At 60.5% G+C, this 23,176-nt stretch carries 21 protein-coding genes; 3 read left to right on the top strand and 18 right to left on the bottom strand.

The features are described from left to right. Nucleotides 1–63: 63 nt before the first annotated feature. From ABHT90_RS00530 to pyrR, 12 genes are all read right to left on the bottom strand, one after another. Nucleotides 64–2,367: a DNA internalization-related competence protein ComEC/Rec2 gene (locus ABHT90_RS00530; RefSeq protein ID WP_271736545.1), complete on the bottom strand. Its 2,304-nt coding sequence runs from the start codon at nucleotides 2,365–2,367 to the stop codon at nucleotides 64–66. Next, a complete protein-coding gene (locus tag ABHT90_RS00525; protein ID WP_271736543.1) occupies nucleotides 2,364–3,077 on the bottom strand; it encodes a ComEA family DNA-binding protein in 714 nt (237 codons plus the stop codon). Before ABHT90_RS00525 ends, ABHT90_RS00530 begins: the two co-directional genes overlap by 4 nt. Nucleotides 3,078–3,290: 213 nt before the next feature. Beyond that, nucleotides 3,291–4,535 carry a tRNA uracil 4-sulfurtransferase ThiI gene (gene thiI, locus ABHT90_RS00520; protein WP_022094718.1) on the bottom strand — a complete coding sequence of 415 codons (1,245 nt, stop codon included), beginning with the start codon at nucleotides 4,533–4,535 and terminating at the stop codon, nucleotides 3,291–3,293. Beyond that, nucleotides 4,536–4,817 carry a DNA-directed RNA polymerase subunit omega gene (locus ABHT90_RS00515; protein WP_035138532.1) on the bottom strand — a complete coding sequence of 94 codons (282 nt, stop codon included), beginning with the start codon at nucleotides 4,815–4,817 and terminating at the stop codon, nucleotides 4,536–4,538. Nucleotides 4,818–4,822: 5 nt separating this feature from the next. Further along, complete coding sequence (gmk, locus tag ABHT90_RS00510; protein WP_138374178.1) at nucleotides 4,823–5,392, bottom strand: guanylate kinase; 570 nt, start codon at nucleotides 5,390–5,392, stop codon at nucleotides 4,823–4,825. Beyond that, nucleotides 5,393–5,701 (bottom strand): integration host factor, actinobacterial type, encoded by a 309-nt coding sequence (gene mihF / locus ABHT90_RS00505; protein ID WP_006236130.1) that lies wholly within the window; start codon nucleotides 5,699–5,701, stop codon nucleotides 5,393–5,395. A gap of 239 nt (nucleotides 5,702–5,940) precedes the next feature. Then, nucleotides 5,941–6,657 (bottom strand): orotidine-5'-phosphate decarboxylase, encoded by a 717-nt coding sequence (pyrF, locus tag ABHT90_RS00500; RefSeq protein ID WP_035138533.1) that lies wholly within the window; start codon nucleotides 6,655–6,657, stop codon nucleotides 5,941–5,943. Then, nucleotides 6,651–7,559: a dihydroorotate dehydrogenase gene (locus ABHT90_RS00495; protein ID WP_271736567.1), complete on the bottom strand. Its 909-nt coding sequence runs from the start codon at nucleotides 7,557–7,559 to the stop codon at nucleotides 6,651–6,653. Before ABHT90_RS00495 ends, pyrF begins: the two co-directional genes overlap by 7 nt. A gap of 14 nt (nucleotides 7,560–7,573) precedes the next feature. After that, a complete protein-coding gene (locus ABHT90_RS00490; RefSeq protein WP_271736565.1) occupies nucleotides 7,574–8,341 on the bottom strand; it encodes a dihydroorotate dehydrogenase electron transfer subunit in 768 nt (255 codons plus the stop codon). A gap of 116 nt (nucleotides 8,342–8,457) precedes the next feature. Beyond that, nucleotides 8,458–9,747, bottom strand: coding sequence for a dihydroorotase (locus tag ABHT90_RS00485; protein ID WP_271736541.1), 1,290 nt, complete (start codon nucleotides 9,745–9,747; stop codon nucleotides 8,458–8,460). Further along, nucleotides 9,731–10,675 (bottom strand): aspartate carbamoyltransferase catalytic subunit, encoded by a 945-nt coding sequence (locus ABHT90_RS00480; RefSeq protein WP_035138537.1) that lies wholly within the window; start codon nucleotides 10,673–10,675, stop codon nucleotides 9,731–9,733. The genes ABHT90_RS00485 and ABHT90_RS00480 overlap by 17 nt, the downstream gene beginning before the upstream one ends. A gap of 4 nt (nucleotides 10,676–10,679) precedes the next feature. Beyond that, nucleotides 10,680–11,264, bottom strand: coding sequence for a bifunctional pyr operon transcriptional regulator/uracil phosphoribosyltransferase PyrR (gene pyrR / locus ABHT90_RS00475; RefSeq protein WP_271736539.1), 585 nt, complete (start codon nucleotides 11,262–11,264; stop codon nucleotides 10,680–10,682). A 452-nt stretch (nucleotides 11,265–11,716) separates the two neighbouring features. Here pyrR and rpmB point away from each other — a divergent pair, with 452 nt between their 5' ends. The 3 genes from rpmB to ABHT90_RS00460 all read left to right on the top strand — a co-directional run bounded on the left by rpmB (nucleotide 11,717) and on the right by ABHT90_RS00460 (nucleotide 15,910). Continuing rightward, a complete protein-coding gene (gene rpmB, locus ABHT90_RS00470; RefSeq protein WP_022094725.1) occupies nucleotides 11,717–11,905 on the top strand; it encodes a 50S ribosomal protein L28 in 189 nt (62 codons plus the stop codon). A gap of 502 nt (nucleotides 11,906–12,407) precedes the next feature. Next, nucleotides 12,408–15,056 (top strand): bifunctional acetaldehyde-CoA/alcohol dehydrogenase, encoded by a 2,649-nt coding sequence (gene adhE / locus ABHT90_RS00465; RefSeq protein WP_161160261.1) that lies wholly within the window; start codon nucleotides 12,408–12,410, stop codon nucleotides 15,054–15,056. An 89-nt stretch (nucleotides 15,057–15,145) separates the two neighbouring features. After that, on the top strand, nucleotides 15,146–15,910 hold the full coding sequence (locus tag ABHT90_RS00460; RefSeq protein ID WP_271736536.1) for an aminoglycoside phosphotransferase family protein: 765 nt from the start codon (nucleotides 15,146–15,148) through the stop codon (nucleotides 15,908–15,910). A gap of 177 nt (nucleotides 15,911–16,087) precedes the next feature. Here the strand turns inward: ABHT90_RS00460 and ABHT90_RS00455 are convergent, their stop codons facing one another. From ABHT90_RS00455 to uppS, 6 genes are read right to left on the bottom strand one after another with little or no spacing between them, the layout of a single operon-like run. Then, entirely contained in the window at nucleotides 16,088–17,809 is a 1,722-nt protein-coding gene (locus ABHT90_RS00455; RefSeq protein WP_229025872.1) for a proline--tRNA ligase, read from the bottom strand. After that, entirely contained in the window at nucleotides 17,810–18,892 is a 1,083-nt protein-coding gene (gene ispG / locus ABHT90_RS00450; RefSeq protein ID WP_271736533.1) for a flavodoxin-dependent (E)-4-hydroxy-3-methylbut-2-enyl-diphosphate synthase, read from the bottom strand. A 13-nt stretch (nucleotides 18,893–18,905) separates the two neighbouring features. Continuing rightward, nucleotides 18,906–20,267, bottom strand: coding sequence for a M50 family metallopeptidase (locus tag ABHT90_RS00445; protein ID WP_195644953.1), 1,362 nt, complete (start codon nucleotides 20,265–20,267; stop codon nucleotides 18,906–18,908). 25 nt (nucleotides 20,268–20,292) lie between these two features. Beyond that, on the bottom strand, nucleotides 20,293–21,480 hold the full coding sequence (gene dxr, locus ABHT90_RS00440; RefSeq protein WP_195644954.1) for a 1-deoxy-D-xylulose-5-phosphate reductoisomerase: 1,188 nt from the start codon (nucleotides 21,478–21,480) through the stop codon (nucleotides 20,293–20,295). Continuing rightward, nucleotides 21,480–22,379, bottom strand: a complete 900-nt coding sequence (locus ABHT90_RS00435) for a phosphatidate cytidylyltransferase (RefSeq protein WP_271736527.1) — start codon at nucleotides 22,377–22,379, stop codon at nucleotides 21,480–21,482. Before ABHT90_RS00435 ends, dxr begins: the two co-directional genes overlap by 1 nt. A 2-nt stretch (nucleotides 22,380–22,381) precedes the next feature. Then, nucleotides 22,382–23,176 (bottom strand): undecaprenyl pyrophosphate synthase, encoded by a 795-nt coding sequence (uppS, locus tag ABHT90_RS00430; RefSeq protein ID WP_055309876.1) that lies wholly within the window; start codon nucleotides 23,174–23,176, stop codon nucleotides 22,382–22,384.

Here is a 23,176-nt window from a genome sequence, read left to right as displayed (position 1 = left end):
CAGGCCTTCGTATTCGCTCCGTGCCATTCTAGCCCAGGGGCCCACCACACGCCAACGATGTCGTCACGGTTGCTGGCATCGCATCGCAAAGCCATTCGCAGTCGGCGTGACGGTAATGTCGCCGTGTTCGATAGTGCACGCGAACACGGCGCCCGCTTCCTTAACGGCATCGATGCAGGCATCGGACGGATGGCCGTATCGATTCCCTTCGCCCGCACTCGCGAGGGAAAGCTCGGGCTTCAGGACGTCCAGCAACTCATCATCGACTGAAACCTTAGAGCCGTGATGCCCAAGTTTAAGTACGTCGATATCCCCCACCTCCTGCACGAATTCCCGTTCTTGGTCGATCTCGGCATCACCGGTGAGGAGCATACGCAGGCCCTTGCCTTCCTGAACATATGAGAGCAGCAGGACAAGCGAGTCCTCATTTCCCTCACCATCCACGGACTCGAATGGCCACATCACGCGGGCGCAAAATGAGCCGATATCGACCGTATCCCCACGGCGCACCTGCCGATACTCCACGCCAGGTCGGTTCAATACCTCGGCAGGAGCATCCTCCAGCGCATCCGCCGCCACGGCAATCGTACCGACCGGAAACTGTTCGAGCACGGCAGGCAGACCACCCCAGTGATCCTCATCCCAATGCGTCACAAAGACGGCATCGATATGGTGCACGTTATTGCGAACCAACGCCGCCACCACGCGCTCGTCGAGCCCGCAGTCGACGAGTGCCACTGCACCGCCCTGGCGGATAAGAATCGCATCGGCCTGGCCCACATCGAGCACCGTCACAGAAGGCGGAGCGAATCGATCCCAGTAGACGTACGGAATCGCAGCCAGGAACACCAGACATGCAAGCCCCACCGCCACAGGACGTGCACGGGGACGCGGCCACCAGACCAGCAGCACCGCCAGCAAACACGGCACTAGATAAATCCACATGCTATCGGGCGGCACGCTCACGGATGCACCCGGCACGGCGGCAAACAGCTGCTCGAAGAACAGCGCGCAACGGGAGGCAATCATGGGCACAACGAGCGCCCAAGTCCGCAACGGTGCCACGAGCGAAAAGGGAACCAGCACGATCGACACGGCAAGCAGTACGCTCACCACCGGACCGATGACCGCATTTGCCAGCGGAGCAATGAGCGAGAACGTACCGAAGGCAGGAATGGTAATGGGAAGTGTCGCCAGTTGCGAGCACAGCGTGACGGAAAGCATGCTGGCAACGTCTGATGGCACACCCAGCTCACCCAAAGCGTAGGTCGCATAGGGGCAAAAGCACAGAATGGCTAAGACGCTGGCACATGAAAGCTGAAAACCCATCTCGAACAGCACCGTCGGCCGCAGTAGCACAAAGATGGACATGGTAACAAAGAGTGCCGATGCGCCGTGCCGGCGACGCCCCGCGCCGTTTACGACAAGCGTCGCGAACACCATGCAGCACGCGCGCACGGCCGAGGGAGACGCGCCCGTAAAGGCAGCGTAGCCCACAAGCGTTATCGCCAATATCGCCCGCTGAAGACCACGTGAACACCGAGTCTTTTGCAATACGCCCTCGATTACAAACCCCACGATAGCCAAATGGCTGCCCGAGACGGCGATAAGATGCGCCGTTCCCGTCACCGAAAACCAATCGCCAGCCGACTGGGCGCGCAGCTCGGACGAACGACCACAGACGACACCGGCTATGAGCGCACGCGCCAGGTCGGTCGCAGGCGCGATGGACGCAAGCAGCCCATTTCGCAGCCGAAGCAGCGGGCCCGGAGAGCCCTCATCGACCGGCACAATCCGAACGGCTTGAACCTTGCGCACCTCGCCTCGGAGCACACGCGATCGTCCATACGCATCGTTCTCAAAACGTGAAACGCGACCGATAACACGCATGTGCGCCCCGACCCTGAGCTCGCGGTCACACGATAGGCGAACCGTTGCCAAGTTCTTGCCGTCCGCGCGTGCCTCGCAGGTATAGGAATACACGTCGTCGTTTATGGATGGATCACCCTGCACGACAAACTCGAGGCTGCTTGCCGCTCGAGCGTCGAGCGCCTTCGAGGCGCTTAGCGCGCCCACAGCCCACCACGCCGAGACGACCGCTCCCGCCACGAGACCGACGGACGCGGCATACAGCCACCGCTTCCAAGGGGCAAGCCGCGCACAAAATTGAGCCAGCACAACGAATACCGCCGCCGCAACGGGAATGGCCCATAGCAGCCCGACCGCCGGCGCCTGCTCCCTCAGCAGCACATCAGCGGCCACGTTGAGCACCAAGGCGCAGCTCATGCACACGCCGGCACACAGAGCCATCGTCCACGGCATCAAGGGCCGCGGAGGCATCACATGCTCGCGCTCTGTCGCACTCATACGCAGATGCAATCTTTGATTTTGGCAAGCTTCTTCTCGCCGATCCCCGACACACGCATCAGATCGTCAACCGAGGCAAAAGCACCGTTCTTTGTACGCTCATCGATAATCGACTGGGCCATGGAGGGGCCGATGCCCGAGAGCGTCTGCAGCTCTGCCGCACTTGCCGTATTGATGTTTACTAGGCCTGTTGCGCCACTCACGCCCGATGATGCGGAAGCCCCACCATCAACACCGGCTTCCGAAATGGACGCCTGCTGTTCCCCTACCGTTGGAACGTGAATTTTTTGTCCATCAGTGACCTTAGATGCCCGATTGAGCCCCGTAACGTCTGCCTCGGGCGCCAGCCCGCCGGCGGCATCAATCGCCTGAGCCACCCGAGCGCCGTCCTTGAGCCGATATACGCCGGGCGACACAACGGCGCCATCAACATCGACATAAACCTCTGCCGCGGCAGAAGCCTTTGTCGAAGAACCTTCGGATGTCTTTCCGCTTGAGGCATCACCGGATCCCGGCTCCACCAACGAGCCCGAACCGTCAGTGCGCTCAAACGACACGCCACCGGAACCACCGCCAAGGTTCGCCATCGCCAGTCCACTCGCCATCGCAATGACGACCAGTATCGCCATCACCACTGCCTTATGACCGAGTAGCTTGTCCGCCAAGCGGTCCATCCGTTTGACCCGTTCGTGTTGTTCGCGCTGCGCCATAGCAAAACCTCCCAACAACATCGTGTCAGGAAAAGAGTCCTGCAACAGCCATTCTCCAAAACCGGTTTTCGCGGTCAAACCAAAAGCCGACCAAAACCTTGCGAAATACTGTCCATTTATTCAGGCACACGTCAGCAAATGAACACTTAGCCGCAAAATGCCCAGATAGCAAAAGACCGACGATGCAGACGCATCGTCGGTCTATGCACAAAATTACTCGTGATCTTGGTAAATCTCACGCGGAGCAAGCTCCGAATGTTTGCGTTTTAAGGTCTTAGGGGCCTTATACGTGTTGCTCTCGAAGTCGATGTACTCGGTCTGCTTGAGCAGGCGCTCGATCATCTCCTCGTGATCGAACAACTCCCAGGCCTCATGCACGGCATCGAGTTTAGCGTGCGTCTCGGGACGGCGCGGCATAAACAGCGTGCAGCAGTCGGGAGCGGCCTCAGTCGAGATATCGAACGTACCGATCTCCTCGGCGCGCGCGATGATCTCCTGCTTGTCCGAACCGATGAGAGGACGGAACACGGGGATCTTCACGGCCTCGTTGACGGCCATGATATTCTCAAGCGTTTGGGAGGCAACCTGCCCAAGCGATTCGCCCGTCACGATGGCCTTGGCGCCCTCGATGTGCGCAATGCGCTCGGCAACCGAATACATAATACGGCGATACATGATCACGCGCAGGTTGCTGGGACAGGTGACCGAAATCTCACGCTGGCAGTCACCAAACGGCACCACGTACAGGCGGCCGATCTGGACACCCGGCTCAAGCGCACGGATGATGTCCTGCACCAAATACTCGCTCGTATCGGGCGTCTGCGGACGACCGGAGAAATGTACCGGCACGCACACCGCGCCGCGACGCGCGAGCATCCAGGTCGCCACCGGAGAATCGATACCCGACGACAGCAGCGTCACGACCTTGCCGGCAGAACCCACCGGCAGACCGCCCACACCGCGCTCGGAGCGCGCATACACGTAGACGCTACCCTGGACCACCAGTACGTGCACCATAGCGTCAGGATCGTGCATCTGAACCTTTTTATCAGGAAACGCCTCGCACAACACCTCGCCCACCTGACGATTGATGTCAATCGAGGTGAGCTCATAGTCAGTATTGGAGCGCTTGGCGTGCACCTTAAACGAATCGAAAGGACCAAACTCGCGCAGCGCCTTGACGGCGGCGGCACAGTACTCCTGCGGGTCGCGGTTAGTGTGATACGCCAAAGACACACGAGCAACGCCGGGAACGGTGCGAATGACACGCGCCGCCTCATCGGCCTGATGCTCGTTAAAGGTCACGAGGATATAACCGGAAATTCGAGACACGGCATTCACGGAAAAGGCGGCCAAGGCCGCCTTGATGTTATCCATGAGGATATGCTCAAAATGTGCGCGGTTCTTGCCCTTCAGTCCAACCTCGTGATAGTGGACCAGACAGACGCGAGCTGCCATTTAGGCTTCAGCAACCTTGTGGCCGAGCGCCTTCTCGTAACGGGCCTCGTCGTAAGAGATGTCGCCATCGACAATCTCGTCCATAGCCATCGAGATGGTATCGGCACCGGAAAGCCCGATGGTGATGTCATCGACATCCTGGACGGCAAGCACGCGGTTGTGCTGGCCACGCAGCATGCTATTGATGTCGCAGGCGCGCTTGGAGGCAAGCGAAGCGAGCAGGAAGCGGTTGTGATCGGTCTTCTCCAGAAGATCGTCAATGCAAGGCTTTACAACGGACACGGACCTCAGATCCTTTCATGCATATCGAGAACGCGAACGAGCTCATCGGTCGCGCGGTCGAGATCGTCATTTACCACGACGTCGTCGTAGCGGTCGGCAAGGGCAAGCTCATCGGCGGCGTTTGCCATACGCAGCTCAATCGTCTCGGGCGTCTCGGTACCGCGACCGACTAGACGCTCGCGGAGTACCTCAAGCGAAGGCGGCTTGATAAAGATCAGCACGGCCTCGGGGAAACGCTCCTTCACCTGCAGGGCACCCTGGACATCGATCTCCAAGATGAGAGACGAACCAGAGGCGAGCTTGGACTGAACCTCGCTCACCAACGTGCCGTAGCAGTTACCGTGGACCTCGGCCCACTCAACAAACTCACCGTTTGCCACGCGGCGGTCGAACTCCTCACGCGTCAGGAAAAAGTAATTGACGCCATCGACCTCGCCTTTGCGTGGGGCTCGCGTGGTAGCCGAAACCGTCAGGCCCAGGTTAGAGCGACGCTCGCGAACACGAGTGACGAGCGTACCCTTGCCTGCGCCTGACGGTCCAGAAATCACAAAGAGCTTGGAATCCTGAGCGCTCACTTATTTGGTCAGCTGCTCGAGGAGCTGCTCGCGCTGACGGACGCCGAGGCCCTGGACGCGACGGGTAGCGGAGATACCGAGCTCCTCCATGATCTTGGCGGCCTTGGCCTTGCCATAACCAGGGAGAGACTCGATGAGGGTGGAAACCTTCATGCGGGAAGCGATGGGGTCATCGGAGTTGAGCACGGACTCGAGGGACTTCTCGCCCTTCTTGATCTGCTCGCGAAGCTCAGCGCGGGCGTGACGTGCGGCAGCAGCCTTCTCAAGAGCCTGCTTGCGCTGCTCATCGGTAAGCTGAGGGAGTGCCATTCGTACCTCCAAAAAGTTGGGTTATATCTGATTCAATAATTGGCATTTTAGCACGTAGAACGTACAAAATGCCCAATCGCGGCTCCATAGGTTAGACGATACCCGCAAAAAGTGCAATATACTGCGCCCAAAGTTAAGCCCCTGACCTGCGATTCCACACAAAGGATGGAAAAGTTTACGCAGGCACAGGGGCTATTTTGTGCTAATGAGACCCAAAAGTGGTGACTTAGGGGAATCTTTTAGGCGACGTTTTCGACCAGCTCAGCGACAATAGCGTCAAAGGCGGCAACCGGATCGTCGGCGCCGGTAATGGGGCGGCCCACCACGATATGGCTCGCGCCGCGCTCGATAGCCTGGGAAGGCGTGGCCACGCGGGACTGATCGCCCAGCGCAGCACCAACCGGACGCACGCCCGGGGTCACAATCAGCGCATCGGGGCCTAGCAGCTCACGCATGTCATGAGCCTCCATCGGCGAGCACACGATGCCGTCGATACCGTTGGCCTGGGCGAGTTTTGCCAGACGGGCGGCCTCCTCGGCAACGGGCGACTCGACGCCGATCTCGCTCAGCGCATCCTGATTCATGCTCGTAAGCACGGTGATGGCGACGAGCTTGGCTCGATCCTCGCGTGCCTCCTCGGCACCCTCACGGCAGGCGGCGAGCATAGCACCCGAACCCAAGCCGTGAACCGAAAGCAGGTCGGCACCGGCAAGCGAGGCCGAGCGAGCGGCACCGCGCACCTGATGCGGAATGTCATGGAACTTAAGGTCAAGGAAGACCTTAAAGCCCAGGTCCTTGAACGTCTTGACGATCTCGGGACCCTCGGCGTAATAGAGCGTCATGCCCACTTTAAGCCAGGCGGCATGGCCCGAAAGCTCATGGGCGAGCTCGAGCGCACGCTCACGGTCGCAGTCGAGGGCGACGATAACGCGGTCGCGGGCATCGGTCTCTAGCATTCGAAAGCACCTACCAACTCGTTGATGTCCTTCACGCCCTGGGACTCGGCCCAGGCCTCGAGCTCGCGCGCAATCTTGAGCGAAGCGCACGGATCGACGAAGTTGGCCATACCGACCGATACGCAGGTGGCGCCGGCCAGGATAAACTCGGCCGCATCCTCACCGGTCATGACGCCGCCGACGCCGTTGATGGGGATATCGACGGCCTGGGCAACCTCCCAGACCATACGCACGGCGATGTGATGGCACAGCGGGCCCGAAAGACCGCCCTTGGGCTTGGCCACACGCGACTTGCGGGTGTGAACGTCGATGGCCATACCCTGGATGGAGTTGATGACCGAAAGGCCGTCGGCGCCGGCGGCCTCGAGGGCGCGGGCGATCTCGGCGACGTTGACCGGGGCCATCTTCACAAACAGCGGCTTGTCGGTCACCTTGCGGCAGGCGGCCATGACGGCAGAGGCGCCCTCGGGCGTGGAGCCCATGGCGGCACCGCCGGCGGCAATGTTGGGACAGCTCACGTTGATCTCATAGCCGGCAGCCCAGGGGCACAGCTCGACATACATCTCGAGCGCACGGACGAACTCGTCCACGGAATGACCGGCAACCTGGCAGATGACCTGGCAGCCGTCCTTGGAGAGCTGCTCGAGCCACGGACCGGACTCGCGGGCGAAAGCGGCCACACCGGGGTTCTGCAGGCCCACGGAATTGATCATGCCGCCGGGGATCTCGGCCATGCGGGGTGCGGGATTGCCGGGCCAGGGCTCGGCAGCGCAACCCTTGGTGGTGATGGCACCCAGCTGGGAGACATCGAAGAAGTTCTGGAACTGCCAACCGTAGCCAAAGGTACCGGCTGCGGTGTTGATGGGGTTCTGCATCTTGACGCCGCCGAAATCGACGGCCATGTTCACGGTACCCACTAGAAGACCACCACCTTGGAAGCATCAAACACGGGGCCGCACATGCAGGCGCCCTTCATACCGTCGACCGTCTCGACATTGCAGGTGTTGCAGGCACCAAAGCCACAGCTCATCATGCGCTCGAGCGACACCTCGCAGTACGCGCCGGCCTCGGCGGCAGCGGCGGCGACCTTCTTCATCATGACGGCGGGACCACAGCTGGCGACGTAGTCGTAACCGCCCTCGCCGAGCAGCTCAGCGGCAGGATCGGTGCAGAAGCCGTGCGTGCCCAACGAGCCGTCGTCGGTGCATACGTTGACCGTAGCTCCCAGCGCGCGGAACTCATCGACGCCCACGGCCTTGGACGCGGTGCAAAAGCCCAGGCACACGTCGACGGCTACACCCTGCTTGGCAAGCATGTCAGCCAGGCAGAGCACAGGCGGAACGCCAATGCCGCCGGCGACGAGCAGTGCTTTCCTGGTACCCTCGGGCACGAACCAGCCGCGGCCGCCAGGGCCCAGCAGGTTGGAGGTGGAGCCAAGGGCCATCTGCGACAGACGACGGGTATCATCGCCCACGACGGCGTACCACAGCTCGACGGTGCCGGCCTCGGCGTCGGCACGATAGAAGCTCAGGGGCACGCGAAGCAGCGAGGACGCATCACCGGGTACGGCGATGTTCACAAACTGACCGGGCTTGAGCGCACTTGCAAGCTTGGGGGCCGAGATAACGAGCGAGAAGATGCCGTCGGCGATCTCCTGGTTCGAGACGACCTCGAAGTCGTGCATGCGTGCAGTGGAAGGTGTGGGCATAGACGCTCCAATCCCCCATGCGGTTGCATGGTTCAGGCGAACAGAAAGCGCGGCACCGCAAGGGCGCCGCGCACAAAAGCGATAAGGCTATGCTAGCAGATGCAGCCGTCGGCAAGCGTCTGCTTACCGCCGACGAACACATCGGTGGCACGACCGGTGAGCGTACGGCCGGCAAAACCGGAGTTCTCGGCGCGCGACTCGTAGCCGTCCTCGCCGACCGTCCAGGTTGCAGCGGGGTCGAAGACGGTCAGGTCGGCAACGGAGCCCGCCTTGACCTGAACCTGGTCGAGGCCCAGGATCTCACGCGGCTTGATGGCCATGAGCTCGACCATGCGGCCCACGCTCATCTTGCCCGTGTTGACCAGCTCGGTGAGTACGAGCGACAGCGAGGTCTCGAGGCCGGTCATACCAAAGGGCGCAAGCTCGAACTCGCGGGCCTTCTCCCACGGGGTGTGGGGAGCATGATCGGTGACGATAACGTCGACGGTGCCGTCGATGACACCCTGACGGATGGCCTCGGCGTCCTCGTCGGTGCGCAGCGGCGGATTGACCTTGAGCGAGGTGTTGTAGGTCTCGTCCAGGTCGTTCTCGGTCAGGAACATGTGGTGCGGGGTTGCCTCGCAGGTAACCTGAACGCCAGCGGCCTTGCCGGCACGCACGATCTCCAGGCCATGGGCGGTAGAGATGTGCTGGATGTGCAGCTTGGCACCGGTCAGCTTGGCGATCTCGATGTCGCGAGCGATCTGGAGCTCCTCGCCGGCAGCCGGCCAGCCCTCAAGAGCCAGACGGGTCGAGACCTTGCCCTCGTTGATCTGGCCGTGGCCGACCAGGTCCTCGTCCTGGCAGTGGCTCATAAAGACCTTGCCGAACATCTTGCCGTAGTCCATGCAACGACGGAGCATGCCTGCACCCTGCACGCCGCGACCGTCGTCGGTGAAGGCGACGGCGCCGTGGGCGACCATATCGCCCATCTCGGACATGGCCTCGCCCTTAAGACCGCGGGTCATGGCGCCCGACGGATAGACGCGGCAGTGACCGACCTCGGCAGCGCGGGACTTGACGAACTCAACGACGGTACCGTTATCGGTAACGGGATCGGTGTTGGGCATAGCGCACACGCCGGTGAAGCCGCCCTTGGCAGCTGCGCGGGTGCCGCTCTCGATGTCCTCTTTGACCTCGTAGCCGGGCTCGCGCAGGTGGACGTGCATGTCCACCAAGCCAGGGACGAGGTACTTACCGGAAAGGTCGCGGACCACGGCTCCCTCGGCGGCGAGGTTCTCGCCGACCTCGGCGATCTTGTCGCCGTCAATCAGGACGTCAACGACACCGTCAAGCTCGACGGACGGGTCGACGACGTGGGCATTCTTAAGAAGCAAGGCCATTATCGGCACCTCCAAGCAGCAGATACAGGATAGCCATACGCACGCAGATACCGGCGTAGACCTGCTCCAGGATGACGGAGCGTTGCGGGTGGTCGGCCATATAGGAGTCGAACTCGACGCCGCGGTTGATGGGGCCCGGGTGGCAGATGATCGCGTCGGGCTTCATGAGCTTCTCACGGTCCTTGGTCAGGCCGAAGAGCTTGTGGTACTCGCGAATGGTCGGGAACGGGGCACCCTCGAGGCGCTCCTGCTGTACGCGCAGCATGTAGACGACGTCCAGCTCGGGCAGGACGGAATCGAGGTCGCTCGTCACGTGGTCGCAGCCCAGAACCTCGGGCGCCGGCGGCAGCAGCGTGCCGGGGGCGACGGCGTAGGTCTCGCAGCCCATGATCTTCAACGCGGGAATCAGCGAGCCGCAAACGCGGGAGTGGGCGATGTCGCCGACGACAGCGACCTTCAGACCGTGGAAGTCACCCTTGTGCTCCCAGATGGTGTACAGGTCGAGCAGAGCCTGCGTGGGGTGGTTGTGCTTACCGTCACCGGCGCAGATAACACTCGCGGGCGAATTCTGCGTGACGATGTAGGGAGCACCGGCATGCTTGTCGCGCACGACAATGCAGTCAATCTTGTAGGCGTTGAGGGTCTCGACGGTATCGACGAGGCTCTCGCCCTTGACCGTGGAGGTCGAGGAGCCGCCAAAGTTGAGGCTGTCGGCCGAAAGACGCTTCTCGGCGAGCTCGAAGGAGCTGCGGGTACGCGTCGAGGGCTCGTTGAACATGTTGACGATGGTCTTGCCCTTGAGCGTGGGGACCTTCTTGATGGCACGCTCGTTGACCTCGGAGAACGCCTTGGCGGTCTCGAGGATGAGCTTGATGTCCTCTTCGGAGTACTCGGTAATGTCGATCAGGTGCTTATGATTAAACGCCACGGTACTACTCACCTCCCAGCGGCGCGGAGCCCACGTGGGAACCCGGCGCGACGTCGTTGATCTCGACAGCGGTGTGGCCGTCGACTTCCTTCATATATAGGTGCACGTTCTCCTCGTGCGACGAGGGAACGTTCTTGCCGACAAAGTCCGGCGAGATAGGGAGCTCGCGGTGACCGCGGTCAACGAGAACTGCCAGCTCGACTCGGCTCGGACGACCCAGGTCCATAACGGCGTCCAGAGCGGCGCGGATGGTGCGACCCGTGTACAGGATGTCGTCCACCAGCACGACACGCTTGCCGTCGACGCTGAAGGGAATGTTGGTAGCGTGGATCGCGGGAGCGAAATTGGTCGCATAGTCATCGCGATAGAAGCTGATGTCCAGGCTGCCGAGCGGAACGTCGACACCCTCGATCTCCTTGATCGCCTCGGCGAGCTTCTTTGCCAGAAGGTCGCCGCGCGTGACGATGCCGACCAGAGCGAGGTCTTCACAGCCCTCGTTGCGCTCGAGGATCTCGTGCGCGATGCGGGTCATCGCTCGGTTGACGGCGGTCTCGTCCATGATGACCGCCTTGGGGGAAGTCGTGCCCATCGATCTCCTTCCTCACATGTCTTGACTGCTGACACAGTCAAAAAAATAGATGCCCGACCGCTCAAAGCGGAACCAGACACCCACAGGAAGTACTGCTCATTGACAGCTATGTAATTCCATGCGGGTATCTCGTACCCCTTTAATGGTCAAGGCATAGTGTAGCCAACCTCGGGCTCAAATGCGAGCATAAATACTAGTCAATCCGTAAACGGAGCCAATCGCTCCATAAACCTATATATATTTGTGGGACGCGCTTGAAAACCTTGTTGCGAGCTGGCATAATCCCCTCTGCCGCACGCAAATCGGATCTACGTCCAGGGCCGTAGCGTGGGCACTATCGCCAAAAGAGGAATATCTCTGTGTAGATTGCGCACAGAGACATGCTTCTGTGCTATAGTTCAGGCTTGTTTGTTAACGCGACATGTTCGTTTGTCGCCCAAGGAGGGTCAGTTATGTCCAAAGTTTGCGAAGTTTGCGGTAAGCACCCCGTTGCCGGTCGCTCCATCAGCCACTCTCACCGCGTCACCAACCGTAAGTTCCGCCCCAACATCCAGCGCGTCTACGTCGTCGTCGATGGTCACCGTCGCAAGATGAACGTTTGCTCCACCTGCCTCAAGTCCGGCAAGGTTGCGCGCTCGTAAATAAGGTCTTACCAACAAGTACCTCGGACTCTCCGGGTCAAAGACCTCGCGTTCATATAGAACTTACCAAAGGCGCCCTCCCCTACGGAGGGCGCCTTTTTGCACTCATTGGGGACAGACTTATATGAGGGTTTGCAGATGTCAAAGGGATCATAGCCCAGCTGGTATGCCTTGTAACTAACGGTACGCCTCGAGCGAGTCGGACGCACCTTACACGGGATTGAAATGGATGTAATCGAGTAGCTGCACCGCCTGTGTGTCCGACTCAACCGCGACCCGCGAATAGCGATCATCAAACAGATGTCCCGTTTTCCCATTGAAATACTCATGAGAGTCTGTACCCAATGAGCGGGGCGATGCAGCAGGCAAATAGTTTTAGTTAAAACGCTTCAGTTTATTGAAGCGTTTTAGTGTGCCTTTTACGGGAATCTTACCGTTCACCGAATAATTTCTTGCTATCATGCAAGACGTAGGGTAAATCTCCGATCGCAAGGAGACACAAATGGTGAAAAAGTCACCGGAAAACACTACTCCCGCAATTGTGGACAACGTAGAGGCGCTTGAGGCTAAGCTCGCTCAGATGCGAGAGGCCCAGGCGCTTTTTGCTACGTACACGCAGGAGCAGGTCGACAAGATCTTCTATGAGGCCGCCATGGCCGCCAACAAGGCTCGTATCCCGTTGGCGAAGATGGCCATCGAGGAGACCGGCCGCGGCGTTCTTGAGGACAAGGTCATCAAGAACCACTACGCCGCAGAGTACATCTACAACGCTTACAAGAATACCAAGACCTGTGGTGTCCTGGAGCGCGACGAGGCTTACGGCATCACCAAGATCGCCGAGCCCATCGGCATCGTGGGCGCCGTCATCCCGACGACCAACCCCACCTCCACCGCGATCTTCAAGACGCTGATCTGCCTGAAGACCCGCAACGCCATCATCATCTCCCCGCACCCGGCTGCCGCCAAGTGCACCATCGCCGCCGCCAAGCTCGTGCTTGACGCCGCCGTCAAGGCCGGCGCCCCCGAGGGCATCATCGGCTGGGTCGATGTCCCCTCCATCGAGCTGACTAACATGGTCATGCGCGACGTCGACATCATCCTCGCCACCGGTGGCCCGGGCATGGTCAAGGCCGCCTACTCCTCGGGCAAGCCCGCCCTGGGCGTTGGCGCCGGTAACACCCCGGTCGTCATCGACGACACCGCCGACGTTCTGCTCGCAGTCAACTCCATCATCCACTCCAAGACCTTCGACAACGGCATGATCTGCGCTTCCGAGCAGTCCGTGACCGTCATCGACACCATCTACGACCAGGTCAAGGCCGAGTTCCAGAAGCGCGGCTGCTACTTCGTCAAGCAGGGTGCCGAGATGGAGGCCCTGCGTGCCGCCATGTTCAAGAACGGCGCCCTCGATCACCGCATCCCCGGCATGGCTGCCGCCAAGATCGCCGAGCTCGCCGGCATCGAGGTTCCCGCCAAGACTAAGATCCTGATCGCCGAGGTCACCTCCACCGACCCCGCCAAGGAGGAGTTCTCCCACGAGAAGCTCTCCCCGGTCCTGGCCATGTACCACGCCAAGGACTTCCAGGAGGCCGTCGACAAGGCCGAGCACCTGGTGCTCGCCGGTGGCCCGGGCCACACCGCCTCTCTGTACGTGCACCCCGCCCAGGCCGAGAAGATCAGCCTGTTCGAGCACGTCATGAAGGCCTGCCGCATCGTCATCAACACCCCGTCCTCGCACGGTGGCATCGGTGACCTGTACAACTTTGGCATGAAGCCGTCTCTGACCCTGGGCTGCGGCTCCTGGGGCGGCAACTCCGTCTCCGAGAACGTTGGGGTGAAGCACTTGATCAACGTTAAGACTGTGGCCGAGCGCCGTGAGAACATGCTGTGGTTCCGCGCTCCCGAGAAGGTCTACTTCAAGAAGGGTTCCACGCCCGTCGCCCTCGACGAGCTGGGCAACGTCATGGGCAAGAAGCGCGCCTTCATCGTTACCGACCAGTTCCTCTTCAAGAATGGCAACACCCGCGCCATCGAGGCCAAGCTCGACGAGATGGGCATCGCCCACGACTGCTTCTACGACGTCGAGCCCGATCCGTCGCTGCAGTGCGCACGTCGCGGCGCCAAGCAGATGGCTCTCTTTGAGCCGGACGTCATCATCGCCGTCGGCGGTGGCTCCGCTATGGACGCCGGCAAGATCATGTGGATGATGTACGAGCACCCCGAGTGCAAGTTTGAGGACATGGCCATGGACTTCATGGACATCCGCAAGCGTATCTTCACCTTCCCCGAGATGGGCAAGAAGGCCTACTTCGTCGCCGTCCCGACCTCCTCGGGTACCGGCTCCGAGTGCACGCCGTTCGCCATCATCACCGACAAGGAGACCGGCATCAAGTGGCCGCTCGCCGACTACGCGCTGCTCCCCAACATGGCTATCGTCGACGCTGACAACTGCATGACCGCCCCGCGCGGCCTGACCGCTGCCTCCGGCATCGACGTCATGACCCACGCCATCGAGTCCTACGTCTCCATCATGGCTTCCGACTACACCAAGGGCCTCTCCGAGCGCGCTGCCAAGCTCGTCTTTGAGAACCTGCCCTCCAGCTTCACGAACGGCGCCAAGGACCCGCACGCCCGCGAGGAGATGCACAACGCCTCCTGCATGGCCGGTATGGCCTTCGCCAACGCCTTCCTGGGCCTCAACCACTCCATGGCTCACAAGCTCGGCGCTTTCCATCACCTGCCCCACGGCATCGCTAACGCCGTCATCCTGACCCGCGTCATGCGCTACAACGCCGCCGAGGCTCCCGTCAAGATGGGTACCTTCTCCCAGTATCCTTACCCCAACGCGCTGCACAACTACGCCGAGATGGCCAAGTACTGCGGCATCGAGGGCAAGGACGACAAGGAGGTCTTCGAGAACTTCATCACGAAGCTCGAGGAGCTCAAGGACTTCATCGGTGTCAAGAAGACCATCGCCGACTACGGTGTTGACGAGCAGTACTTCCTCGACACCCTCGACGAGATGACCGAGCAGGCATTCAACGACCAGTGCACCGGCGCTAACCCGCGCTACCCGCTCATGAGCGAGATCAAGGAGCTCTACCTGGACGCCTACTACGGCCGCGAGCCCCAGGACTACGCCGTCTGCTAGTTTTTAGCACGGTTTTTTGCGGCGGGGGTGCACGGGTGTTTCACACACCCCCGCCGTCGCTTCTATCGCATCGTTGAAAGGATGCAACCATGCTGCTACCCGATTCCAAGACCGAGCTCGTCCGCCGTGGCAACAAGGTCGTTTACGACCTGGGCGACAAGATCGTCAAGGTCTTTAACGAGACCAAGCCTGTCTCCGACGTGTTCAACGAGGCTTTGAATCTTGCCCGCATCAATGAGTGCGGCATCCGCAGCCCCAAGGCTCTCGAGGTTTCCCAGCTCGAGAACGCCAACGGCTGGGCGCTCGTGACCGAGAAGGTTCCGGGCACCACCCTTGCCGAGAAGATGACTGCCGAGCCCCAGCGCTTTGGTGAGTACCTCGAGATGTTCGTCGACCTCCAGATCGAGATCCACGGCTACACCTCCCCGCTGCTCAACCGTCAGCGCGACAAGTTCGCCCGCATGATCGACAGCCTTGATCAGCTCAATGCCACCACGCGCTACAACCTTCAGGAGCGTCTGGACGGCATGACCAAGGAGTTCAAGGTCTGCCACGGCGACTTCAACCCCTCCAACGTCATCGTCGGCGACGACGGCCAGCTCTATGTGTGCGACTGGGCACACGCCACCCAGGGCTCCCCTGCTGCCGACGTTGCCACCACCTACCTGCTCTTTGCCCTCAACAGCAAGGACCAGGCCGAGGCCTACCTGGAGCTCTACTGCGACCGTGCCGACATGCCCATGCAGGTCGTGCGTCAGTGGACGAGCATCGTCGCCGCTTCCGAGCTCGCTCGTAATCGCAACGTGAACGATGAGTTCCTGAAGAACTGGATCGACGTCGTCGATTATCAGTAATATCTGAGCGATTTATTTCGCATCGGAGGCACAAGGAAAACCCCGCAGCTCGCATGGGCTGTGGGGTTTTCCTTTTAGATATCGAAGATGCTACAAGATAATAGGACGGCCCCGCATCTCCCCGATTGGAGAAATGCGGGGCCGTCCCACATATCGAACTACAAGCGAAATCGTCGATTAACGGCGGGCTGCCTTAACAAGCTCGGCAACCTTGGCAACGACCTCGTCGATCGCCACGTCCTCGCGCTCGCCCGTAGCACGGTCCTTGAGCTCAACGGTGCCATTCTTAAGGCCGCGCTTGCCCAGAACCACCTGATACGGGAAGCCCATGAGGTCGTTATCGGCAAACTTAAAGCCCGGACGCTCATCGCGATCGTCGACGACGACCTCGATGCCCTCGGCACACAGGCCATCAACAATCTGCTCGCAGACGGTAGCGCACTCTTCCTTCTTGGGATCAAGCGGAATCACCGCGACCTCGTACGGGGCAACGGAGACCGGCCAGACGATACCGTGCTCGTCGTTGTGCTGCTCCACGACGGCAGCAAGCGAGCGGGACACGCCCACGCCGTAGCAACCCATGATGAGCGGCTTCTCCTTGCCGTCCTCATCCATAAAGGTGGCACCCATGGCCTCGGAGTACTTGGTGCCCAGCTGGAAGACCTGAGAGACCTCGATGCCGCGGGCAGCGGAGAGCGGCTTGCCGCAGTGCGGGCAGGGGTCGCCGGCGACAACGGTGACCAGATCGGCCCACTCATCAACGGTAAAGTCGCGCTCGGGGCAGGCACCGGTAAAGTGATAATCGACCTCGTTGGCACCGCAGGCCCACTGTTTGGACTCGCGCAGGCTCTCGTCGCAGACCAGACGAATGCCATCGGGCAGGTTAACCGGTCCGATAAAGCCCTTGTGCAGACCGTTCGCCTGAAGCTCCTCGTCGGTCATCATGCGATAGCCCTTGCCAAAGACGTGCTCGGCCTTGCAATCGTTGAGCTCGTGATCGCCCGGAACAATGGCCACGACCGGCTTGCCCTCGGCGTCGATGAGTGCCAGCGACTTGCGCGTGCCGTTCTCGGGGAACCCAAAGAACTTAGCAACAGCCTCAATGGTGCCCATGCCCGGAGTCTCAACCTTGGTGAGCGTACCGTCACCAGGACCCTCGGTCACGACGACCTTGGTGCTTGCAGCCTCGTCATCGGCAGCGAAGCCGCAATCGTCGCAGTAGACGAGCGAAGCCTCGCCGGCGTCAGCCAAAGCCATGTACTCGACGGAGGTATCGCCACCGATCTCGCCAGAATCGGCGACGACGGGCAGAGCCTTGATGTAGCAGCGCTCGCAGATATTGGCGTACGCCTGCTTCATCTTGTCGTACTCCTCCTGCAGGCTCTCCTGCGTGGCGGAGAAGCTGTAGGCGTCCTTCATGATGAACTCGCGGCCGCGCATCAGGCCAAAGCGGGGACGGAACTCGTCGCGGAACTTGTCCTGAATGTGATACAGGTTGACGGGCAGCTGCTTATAGGAGCGTAGCTCGTTGCGCACCAGGGCCGTGACGGTCTCCTCGTGCGTGGGGCCCAGGACGAACTCGCGACCATGACGGTCGTCAAAGCGCACAAGTTCCTTGCCATAGGCGTCGATGCGGCCGGACTCGCGCCACAACTCGGCGTCGACCATGATAGGCATCATAAGCTCCTGGGCGCCGGCAGCGTCCATCTCGTCGCGCACGATGTTCTCGATCTTACGGATCGAGCGCCAGGCAAGCGGCAGGTAGGAATACAGGCCGGCGGCCTCCTTGCGGATCATGCCGGCACGGAGCAGCAGGCGGTGACTGGCGAGCTCAGCGTCCGCCGGATCCTCTTTAAGCGTCGGCGCATAGAGCTTAGACATATACATTGCTCGGGTCATTTATTTCTCCTCAATAAGCTTGTCGACCTCTGCCATAAGCGCGTCGACAATTTGGTCCTCAGCTACTTTACCAATGATCTGGCCATGCGAAAAGAGCAAGGCCTGACCACGTCCGCAAGCAACGCCCAGGTCGGCATCAGAAGCCTCGCCGGGGCCATTAACGGCACATCCCATAACGGCAATCGAAAGCGGCGCGGTATAGTTCTTAAGCCGCTCGGTTACTTCCTCGGCAATGGGAATAAGGTTAACCTGGCAGCGGGCGCACGTGGGGCACGAGACAATCTCGGGGCCACGGCGACGCAGGCCCAACGACTGCAGAATACCCCAGGCAACCGGCGGCTCCTCAACCGGATCGGCTGTGAGCGACACACGCATGGTGTCGCCAATGCCTTCGGAAAGCAAGATACCCAAGCCTACAGAGCTCTTGATGGTGCCCTGGAGCTTGGTCCCCGCCTCCGTCACGCCCAGGTGAAGCGGAACGTGGGGAATCTCACGCGACAGGGCTCGATAGGTATCGAGCGTCGTTTGCACGCTATGGGCCTTGGCCGAAAGCACAATGTTCGTAAAGCCGCGGTCCTCAAAGTGCTTGACGAAGCGCTCGCTCGACATCACGAGCTTTTCGGGCTGCGTGAGGTCGTCGCGCTCGGCGATATCCTGCTCAAGCGAACCAGCGTTGACACCGATGCGAATTGCGCAGCCCGCAGCACCCGCGGCATCGATGACAGCATCGACCTTGGCCCAATCGCCGATATTACCGGGATTGATGCGGAGCTTGGCGGCACCGGCCTCCACAGCGCCAATGGCCAGCTTGTGGTTAAAGTGGATATCGGCAACGATTGGCACCGGAGACTCGGCACAGATGGTGCGGAAACCCTCAAGCGCGGCCTCAGTGGGCACGCTCACACGCACGATATCGCAGCCAGCCTGCGCCAACGCGCACACTTGCGCAAGTGTTGCCTTGGCATCAGCGGTATCGGTGCAGGTCATGGATTGGACCACCACCGGCGCACCGCCACCGATCTGCACACCGCCCACATGCACGGGGCGCGTCAAATCGCGAGGCAAAGGATGGGATAAAGACAATCCAAACACTCCCCTACAGAATAAATCGAAGGATGTCGGAACGAAGCATATAGACAAACAGCAGCACAAAGAGCGCGATGCCCACATAGCTCACAATCGTCTGGACCTTGAGCGGAAGCTCGCGGCCCACAATCTTTTGAATGATCTCGATGACCAGCTTGCCGCCATCGAGTGGTGGGATGGGCAGCAGGTTCATAAAGCCAAGCGAGAACGAAATGAGGGCGGCAAACGAAAGGAATGTGGCAGGACCGGCAGCAGCAGCCTGTGAGGACATAACGCTAATACCCACGATCGAAGAAGACTGATCGAGAATCTCCATCGTATGCTGCGGCTGGAGCAGGCGCATCACGCCCTCCGCGGTCTGCACAACATAGGAGAATGACAGACGCGCCGAGGTGATGGGGTCCAAACGGACTACCTGCGTAGAGGCATACACACCTAGGCGCTCGTCCTCTTTGAGCGCAACCGTGGTCGAATGCTGCTTGCCGTCACGCTCGTACTCGATGGCGATATCGTCCTTACCGGCGGCCTTGCCGATGGCATCGTAAACGTTCATCCATGTGGAGCACGATACACCGTCAACCGAAAGGATCGCATCACCAGCCTCGATACCCGCCTTGGCGGCAATAGACCCCTCGTCAACCTGACCGATCACGTTGGTATCGATCGGCACGGTGACGCCCGCAATGGAATAGATGCTCATAAGCAGCAAAAAACCCGTCAGGATATTGACGAGAATGCCCGCGAGCAGCATAAAGGCGCGCTTGAGAAAGCCCTGGCCAAGATAAGTGTGCGAGCGCTCTTGCGCCAAGAAATCAGCCTCGCCGCACGGCAGCTCCCACACATCGCCCTCGGCAGTCGCATGCTCTCGATCGAACCGGCGGCCGTCAAAGGTGGTGTAACCCGCCGCGTCTCGCGGCAGCGTCTGATACTTGGTGGGATAGTAGCTCGGCGAGGGTTTCTCCCCTTCCTCATACCAGGGAGCGATGGAGCCCCAGCCCAGCAACAGAGCACAAGCCTCGAGCACATCCTCCTCGGAAAGCTCGAGCTCGACAGCAAGGTCGGCCACGGTCACGCGACCATGACGGTAGATAGCCGCGAGCACGCGATCGGCGCAGGAGACATCGGTCGGATCCATACCGCAGATGGCAGCGTAGCCACCCAGCAGCAGCGGGGTCACGCCAAACTTGGTTCCAATGCGACGCGACGTGTAATGGATGTCAAAGCGGCACGGCAGGCCCAAAAAGAACTCGGTCACACGGACGCCGCAGGCACGCGCCGCCAAAAAGTGGCCGCCCTCGTGCAAAAACACGAGGACGGAAAGCATCAGCAGGCCCCAAAAGACCGATGAGAGAACGCTCAGAACAGTATCCATAAAACGAAAAAGCAATCCTTATGGGTTAGGAACGGGTTGCGGAGAGTACCTGCGCAGCCTTTTCACGCGCCCACGCATCGATGTCGCGAAGCTGCTCAAACGAATCGACCGCCTGCATATCGTGGGCATCCATGCAGGATTCCACAATGCGATCGATATCGGTAAAGCTGCAGCCATCGTGCAGGAAGGCATCGACGGCGACCTCGTTGGCGGCATTGAGCACGCACGGCATGGTGCCACCCGTCTTGCCGGCACGCTCGGCCAGTGCCAGACAGCGGAAGGTATCCATGTCGGCAGCATCAAACGTGAGCTGCCCCAGCTCGCGGAAATCGATACGAGGCGCCGGGGTATCCCAACGCTCGGGATACGAGAACGCGAACTGGATGGGAATACGCATGTCGGAAGCACCGAGATGCGCCATCACGGAGCCGTCGGCAAACTCGACCATAGAGTGAATCTTGGACTGACGCTGCACGACCACGTTAATGAAATCGAGGTCGCAGTTAAACAGATGCATGGCCTCAATGCGCTCCAGGCCCTTATTCATGAGGGTGGCGGAGTCGATGGTGATCTTAGCACCCATGGCCCACGTGGGATGTGCGAGGGCATCGGCACGCGTCACGCGATTTAGCTCGTCGCGCGTGCGGCCAAAGAACGGACCGCCCGAGCAGGTGAGCCAAATACAATGAGCCTCGCGCGGGTTCTCCCCCAGATAGCACTGGTAGATGGCGGAGTGCTCAGAGTCGACTGGAATAAGCTGGCCCGGTTGCGCCAACGGCATAAGCAAGTCGCCACCGACGACGAGGGACTCCTTGTTGGCAAGGGCAAGACGCTTATTCGAGGTCAAGGCCGCATGGCTCGCCTCGAGACCGGCGGCACCCACAATAGCGACGAGTACGCAGTCGACATCGTCGCGACGCGCGAGCTCGCAAACCGCCTGCGCGCCAACGCCGAGCTTCGTTCCCTCGGGCAACTCCTGCAGCACGGCGTCATCGCCATGAGCGACATCGGCCACGGCAACCGCCGAAACCGAGAACTCGCGGGCAGCGGCAACAAGCTCGGAGGTACTGGAGTTAACGGACAGCGCCGTCACCTGCAGGCGATCGGCATGCTGGCGGCACACATCGAGCGCCTGGGTGCCGATGGAGCCCGTACAACCCAGGATGGCAACACGGAGGCGTCCATCGGGGCCATACGTCGTCTGGAATGACATTACAGCACGCCTCCGATCATCAGCATCAGCTGCGCGGTGATGCAGCCGAAGATAAGCGAATCGCTACGATCGAGCATGCCGCCGTGGCCCGGGATAAGGTTGCCGGAATCTTTGACGCCCACACCGCGCTTGATGCGCGACTCGATAAGGTCGCCGATAACGCCCAGAATGGACACGACCACGCCGCACAGCAGCGCATAGGGCAGGCTGAGCTTGAAGAAATGCGTCGCCCACAGGATGAGCCAAATCAAAACCGAGCCCAGGATGCCGCCAACAAACCCCTCCCAGCTCTTTTTGGGAGAGATCTTGGGAACCATCTTGTGTTTGCCGATACGGCTACCCACGATATAGGCAAACGAATCGGAGACCCAGAGAGACGCGCAAACACCCACCGAAAGCAGGGCGCCGGCAAAACCGGGCACGGCATCGCGCAGCAGCACGATAGCCGACAGCATAAAACCGGTGTAGATGGGACCCATGAGTGTCACGGCAACATCGGATATACGGGTACGCGGCGACCAGACATACCAAATGCCCACAGCGAGCATCAGGGCAAAAAGCAGGGCATTCAGCAGCATCGAATCGCCCAACGCCGACAGCGGAAAGAGCACGGCGGCAGCGATACCCATGCGCTCGTTAGCCATCTTGCCATCGAGCCTTGTCATACGGAAAAACTCATAGCAGCACAGACCGCTCATGACGGAAACAAAGATGGCCGTAGGCACGATACCCAAAACCAGGCACAGGATAAAGACAACGGCGTAGACGATACCGGCGGCGGCACGGGTAATAAAGCCCGCCAGCCACGAACCGGTGCCGCTCTTCACTGCAGGCGTTCCCGCAGTGGCAGCTTTGCGCGCAGGCGTCTTGGGAGCAGATGCCTTGGGACGATCGGACACGATTAAGCCTCCTCGGTCTTGCTCAGTCCACCAAACCTACGGTCACGGCCCTGATAGGCCAAAATGGCGTCGACAAGGCCCCAACGATCAAAGTCGGGCCAATAGGTATCGGTGACGTAGAATTCGGAATAAGCCACCTGCCACAGCAGATAGTTCGAAAGGCGCAGCTCACCAGAAGTGCGAATCACAAGCTCAGGATCGGGAAGGCCGGCGGTATAGAGGTGGGAAGCCACCATGTCGTCATCAATTGCGCCAGGATCGATCTTACCGGCGGCAGCGTCGAGTGCGATCTGACGGACAGCGCGGGTAATCTCGGCACGCGCGCCGTAGTTGACGGCAAGCGCCAGCGTCATGCCGGTGTGATTGGCGCACTCGGCAAGACCGCGTTCAAAAACGTCGCGGGTCTTCTTGGGCAGCGCGGAAATGTCACCCAAAAAGACAACGCGCACGTTTTCGCGCTTCAGAAGCGGCAGCTCGTCGATAAACGTCTTGGCAAACAGGTGCATCAAGACGTTGACCTCATGCTGCGGGCGGTTCCAGTTTTCGGTAGAAAACGCATAGGCCGAAAGCACGTCGACGCCCAGACGCACGCAGGCGGTAATAATCTCACGAAGGGAGACGATACCCGCCTTGTGGCCCTCGGTGCGTGCAAGACCGCGCGATGTGGCCCAACGACCATTGCCGTCCATGATGCACGAGATATGGTGCGGAATGTTATTGAGGTCAAGGTCGGAAAAACCGACGCCCGCAGGGGCGTCGGCAAAGTACTCGACCAGTTTATGCTCGTCGTATTGCAC

It is taken from the genome of Collinsella aerofaciens, from assembly GCF_039758815.1.
In the GTDB taxonomy this organism is placed as follows: Bacteria; Actinomycetota; Coriobacteriia; order Coriobacteriales; family Coriobacteriaceae; genus Collinsella; species Collinsella aerofaciens_BP.
The sequence above is the reverse complement of the archived record's forward strand: the minus strand, read 5'-3'. Positions and strand labels throughout refer to the sequence as shown.

What these genes read in the sequence shown, in the direction of transcription:
- ABHT90_RS00530 (WP_271736545.1), bottom strand. Translation starts at nt 2,367, where the DNA reads ATGAGTGCGACAGAGCGCGAGCATGTGATGCCTCCGCGGCCCTTGATG.
- ABHT90_RS00525 (WP_271736543.1), bottom strand. Translation starts at nt 3,077, where the DNA reads ATGGCGCAGCGCGAACAACACGAACGGGTCAAACGGATGGACCGCTTG.
- thiI (WP_022094718.1), bottom strand. Translation starts at nt 4,535, where the DNA reads ATGGCAGCTCGCGTCTGTCTGGTCCACTATCACGAGGTTGGACTGAAG.
- mihF (WP_006236130.1), bottom strand. Translation starts at nt 5,701, where the DNA reads ATGGCACTCCCTCAGCTTACCGATGAGCAGCGCAAGCAGGCTCTTGAG.
- pyrF (WP_035138533.1), bottom strand. Translation starts at nt 6,657, where the DNA reads ATGCTAGAGACCGATGCCCGCGACCGCGTTATCGTCGCCCTCGACTGC.
- ABHT90_RS00495 (WP_271736567.1), bottom strand. Translation starts at nt 7,559, where the DNA reads ATGGCCGTCGATTTCGGCGGCGTCAAGATGCAGAACCCCATCAACACC.
- ABHT90_RS00490 (WP_271736565.1), bottom strand. Translation starts at nt 8,341, where the DNA reads ATGCACGACTTCGAGGTCGTCTCGAACCAGGAGATCGCCGACGGCATC.
- ABHT90_RS00485 (WP_271736541.1), bottom strand. Translation starts at nt 9,747, where the DNA reads ATGGCCTTGCTTCTTAAGAATGCCCACGTCGTCGACCCGTCCGTCGAG.
- pyrR (WP_271736539.1), bottom strand. Translation starts at nt 11,264, where the DNA reads ATGGGCACGACTTCCCCCAAGGCGGTCATCATGGACGAGACCGCCGTC.
- rpmB (WP_022094725.1), top strand. Translation starts at nt 11,717, where the DNA reads ATGTCCAAAGTTTGCGAAGTTTGCGGTAAGCACCCCGTTGCCGGTCGC.
- adhE (WP_161160261.1), top strand. Translation starts at nt 12,408, where the DNA reads ATGGTGAAAAAGTCACCGGAAAACACTACTCCCGCAATTGTGGACAAC.
- ABHT90_RS00460 (WP_271736536.1), top strand. Translation starts at nt 15,146, where the DNA reads ATGCTGCTACCCGATTCCAAGACCGAGCTCGTCCGCCGTGGCAACAAG.
- ABHT90_RS00455 (WP_229025872.1), bottom strand. Translation starts at nt 17,809, where the DNA reads ATGACCCGAGCAATGTATATGTCTAAGCTCTATGCGCCGACGCTTAAA.
- ABHT90_RS00445 (WP_195644953.1), bottom strand. Translation starts at nt 20,267, where the DNA reads ATGGATACTGTTCTGAGCGTTCTCTCATCGGTCTTTTGGGGCCTGCTG.
- dxr (WP_195644954.1), bottom strand. Translation starts at nt 21,480, where the DNA reads ATGTCATTCCAGACGACGTATGGCCCCGATGGACGCCTCCGTGTTGCC.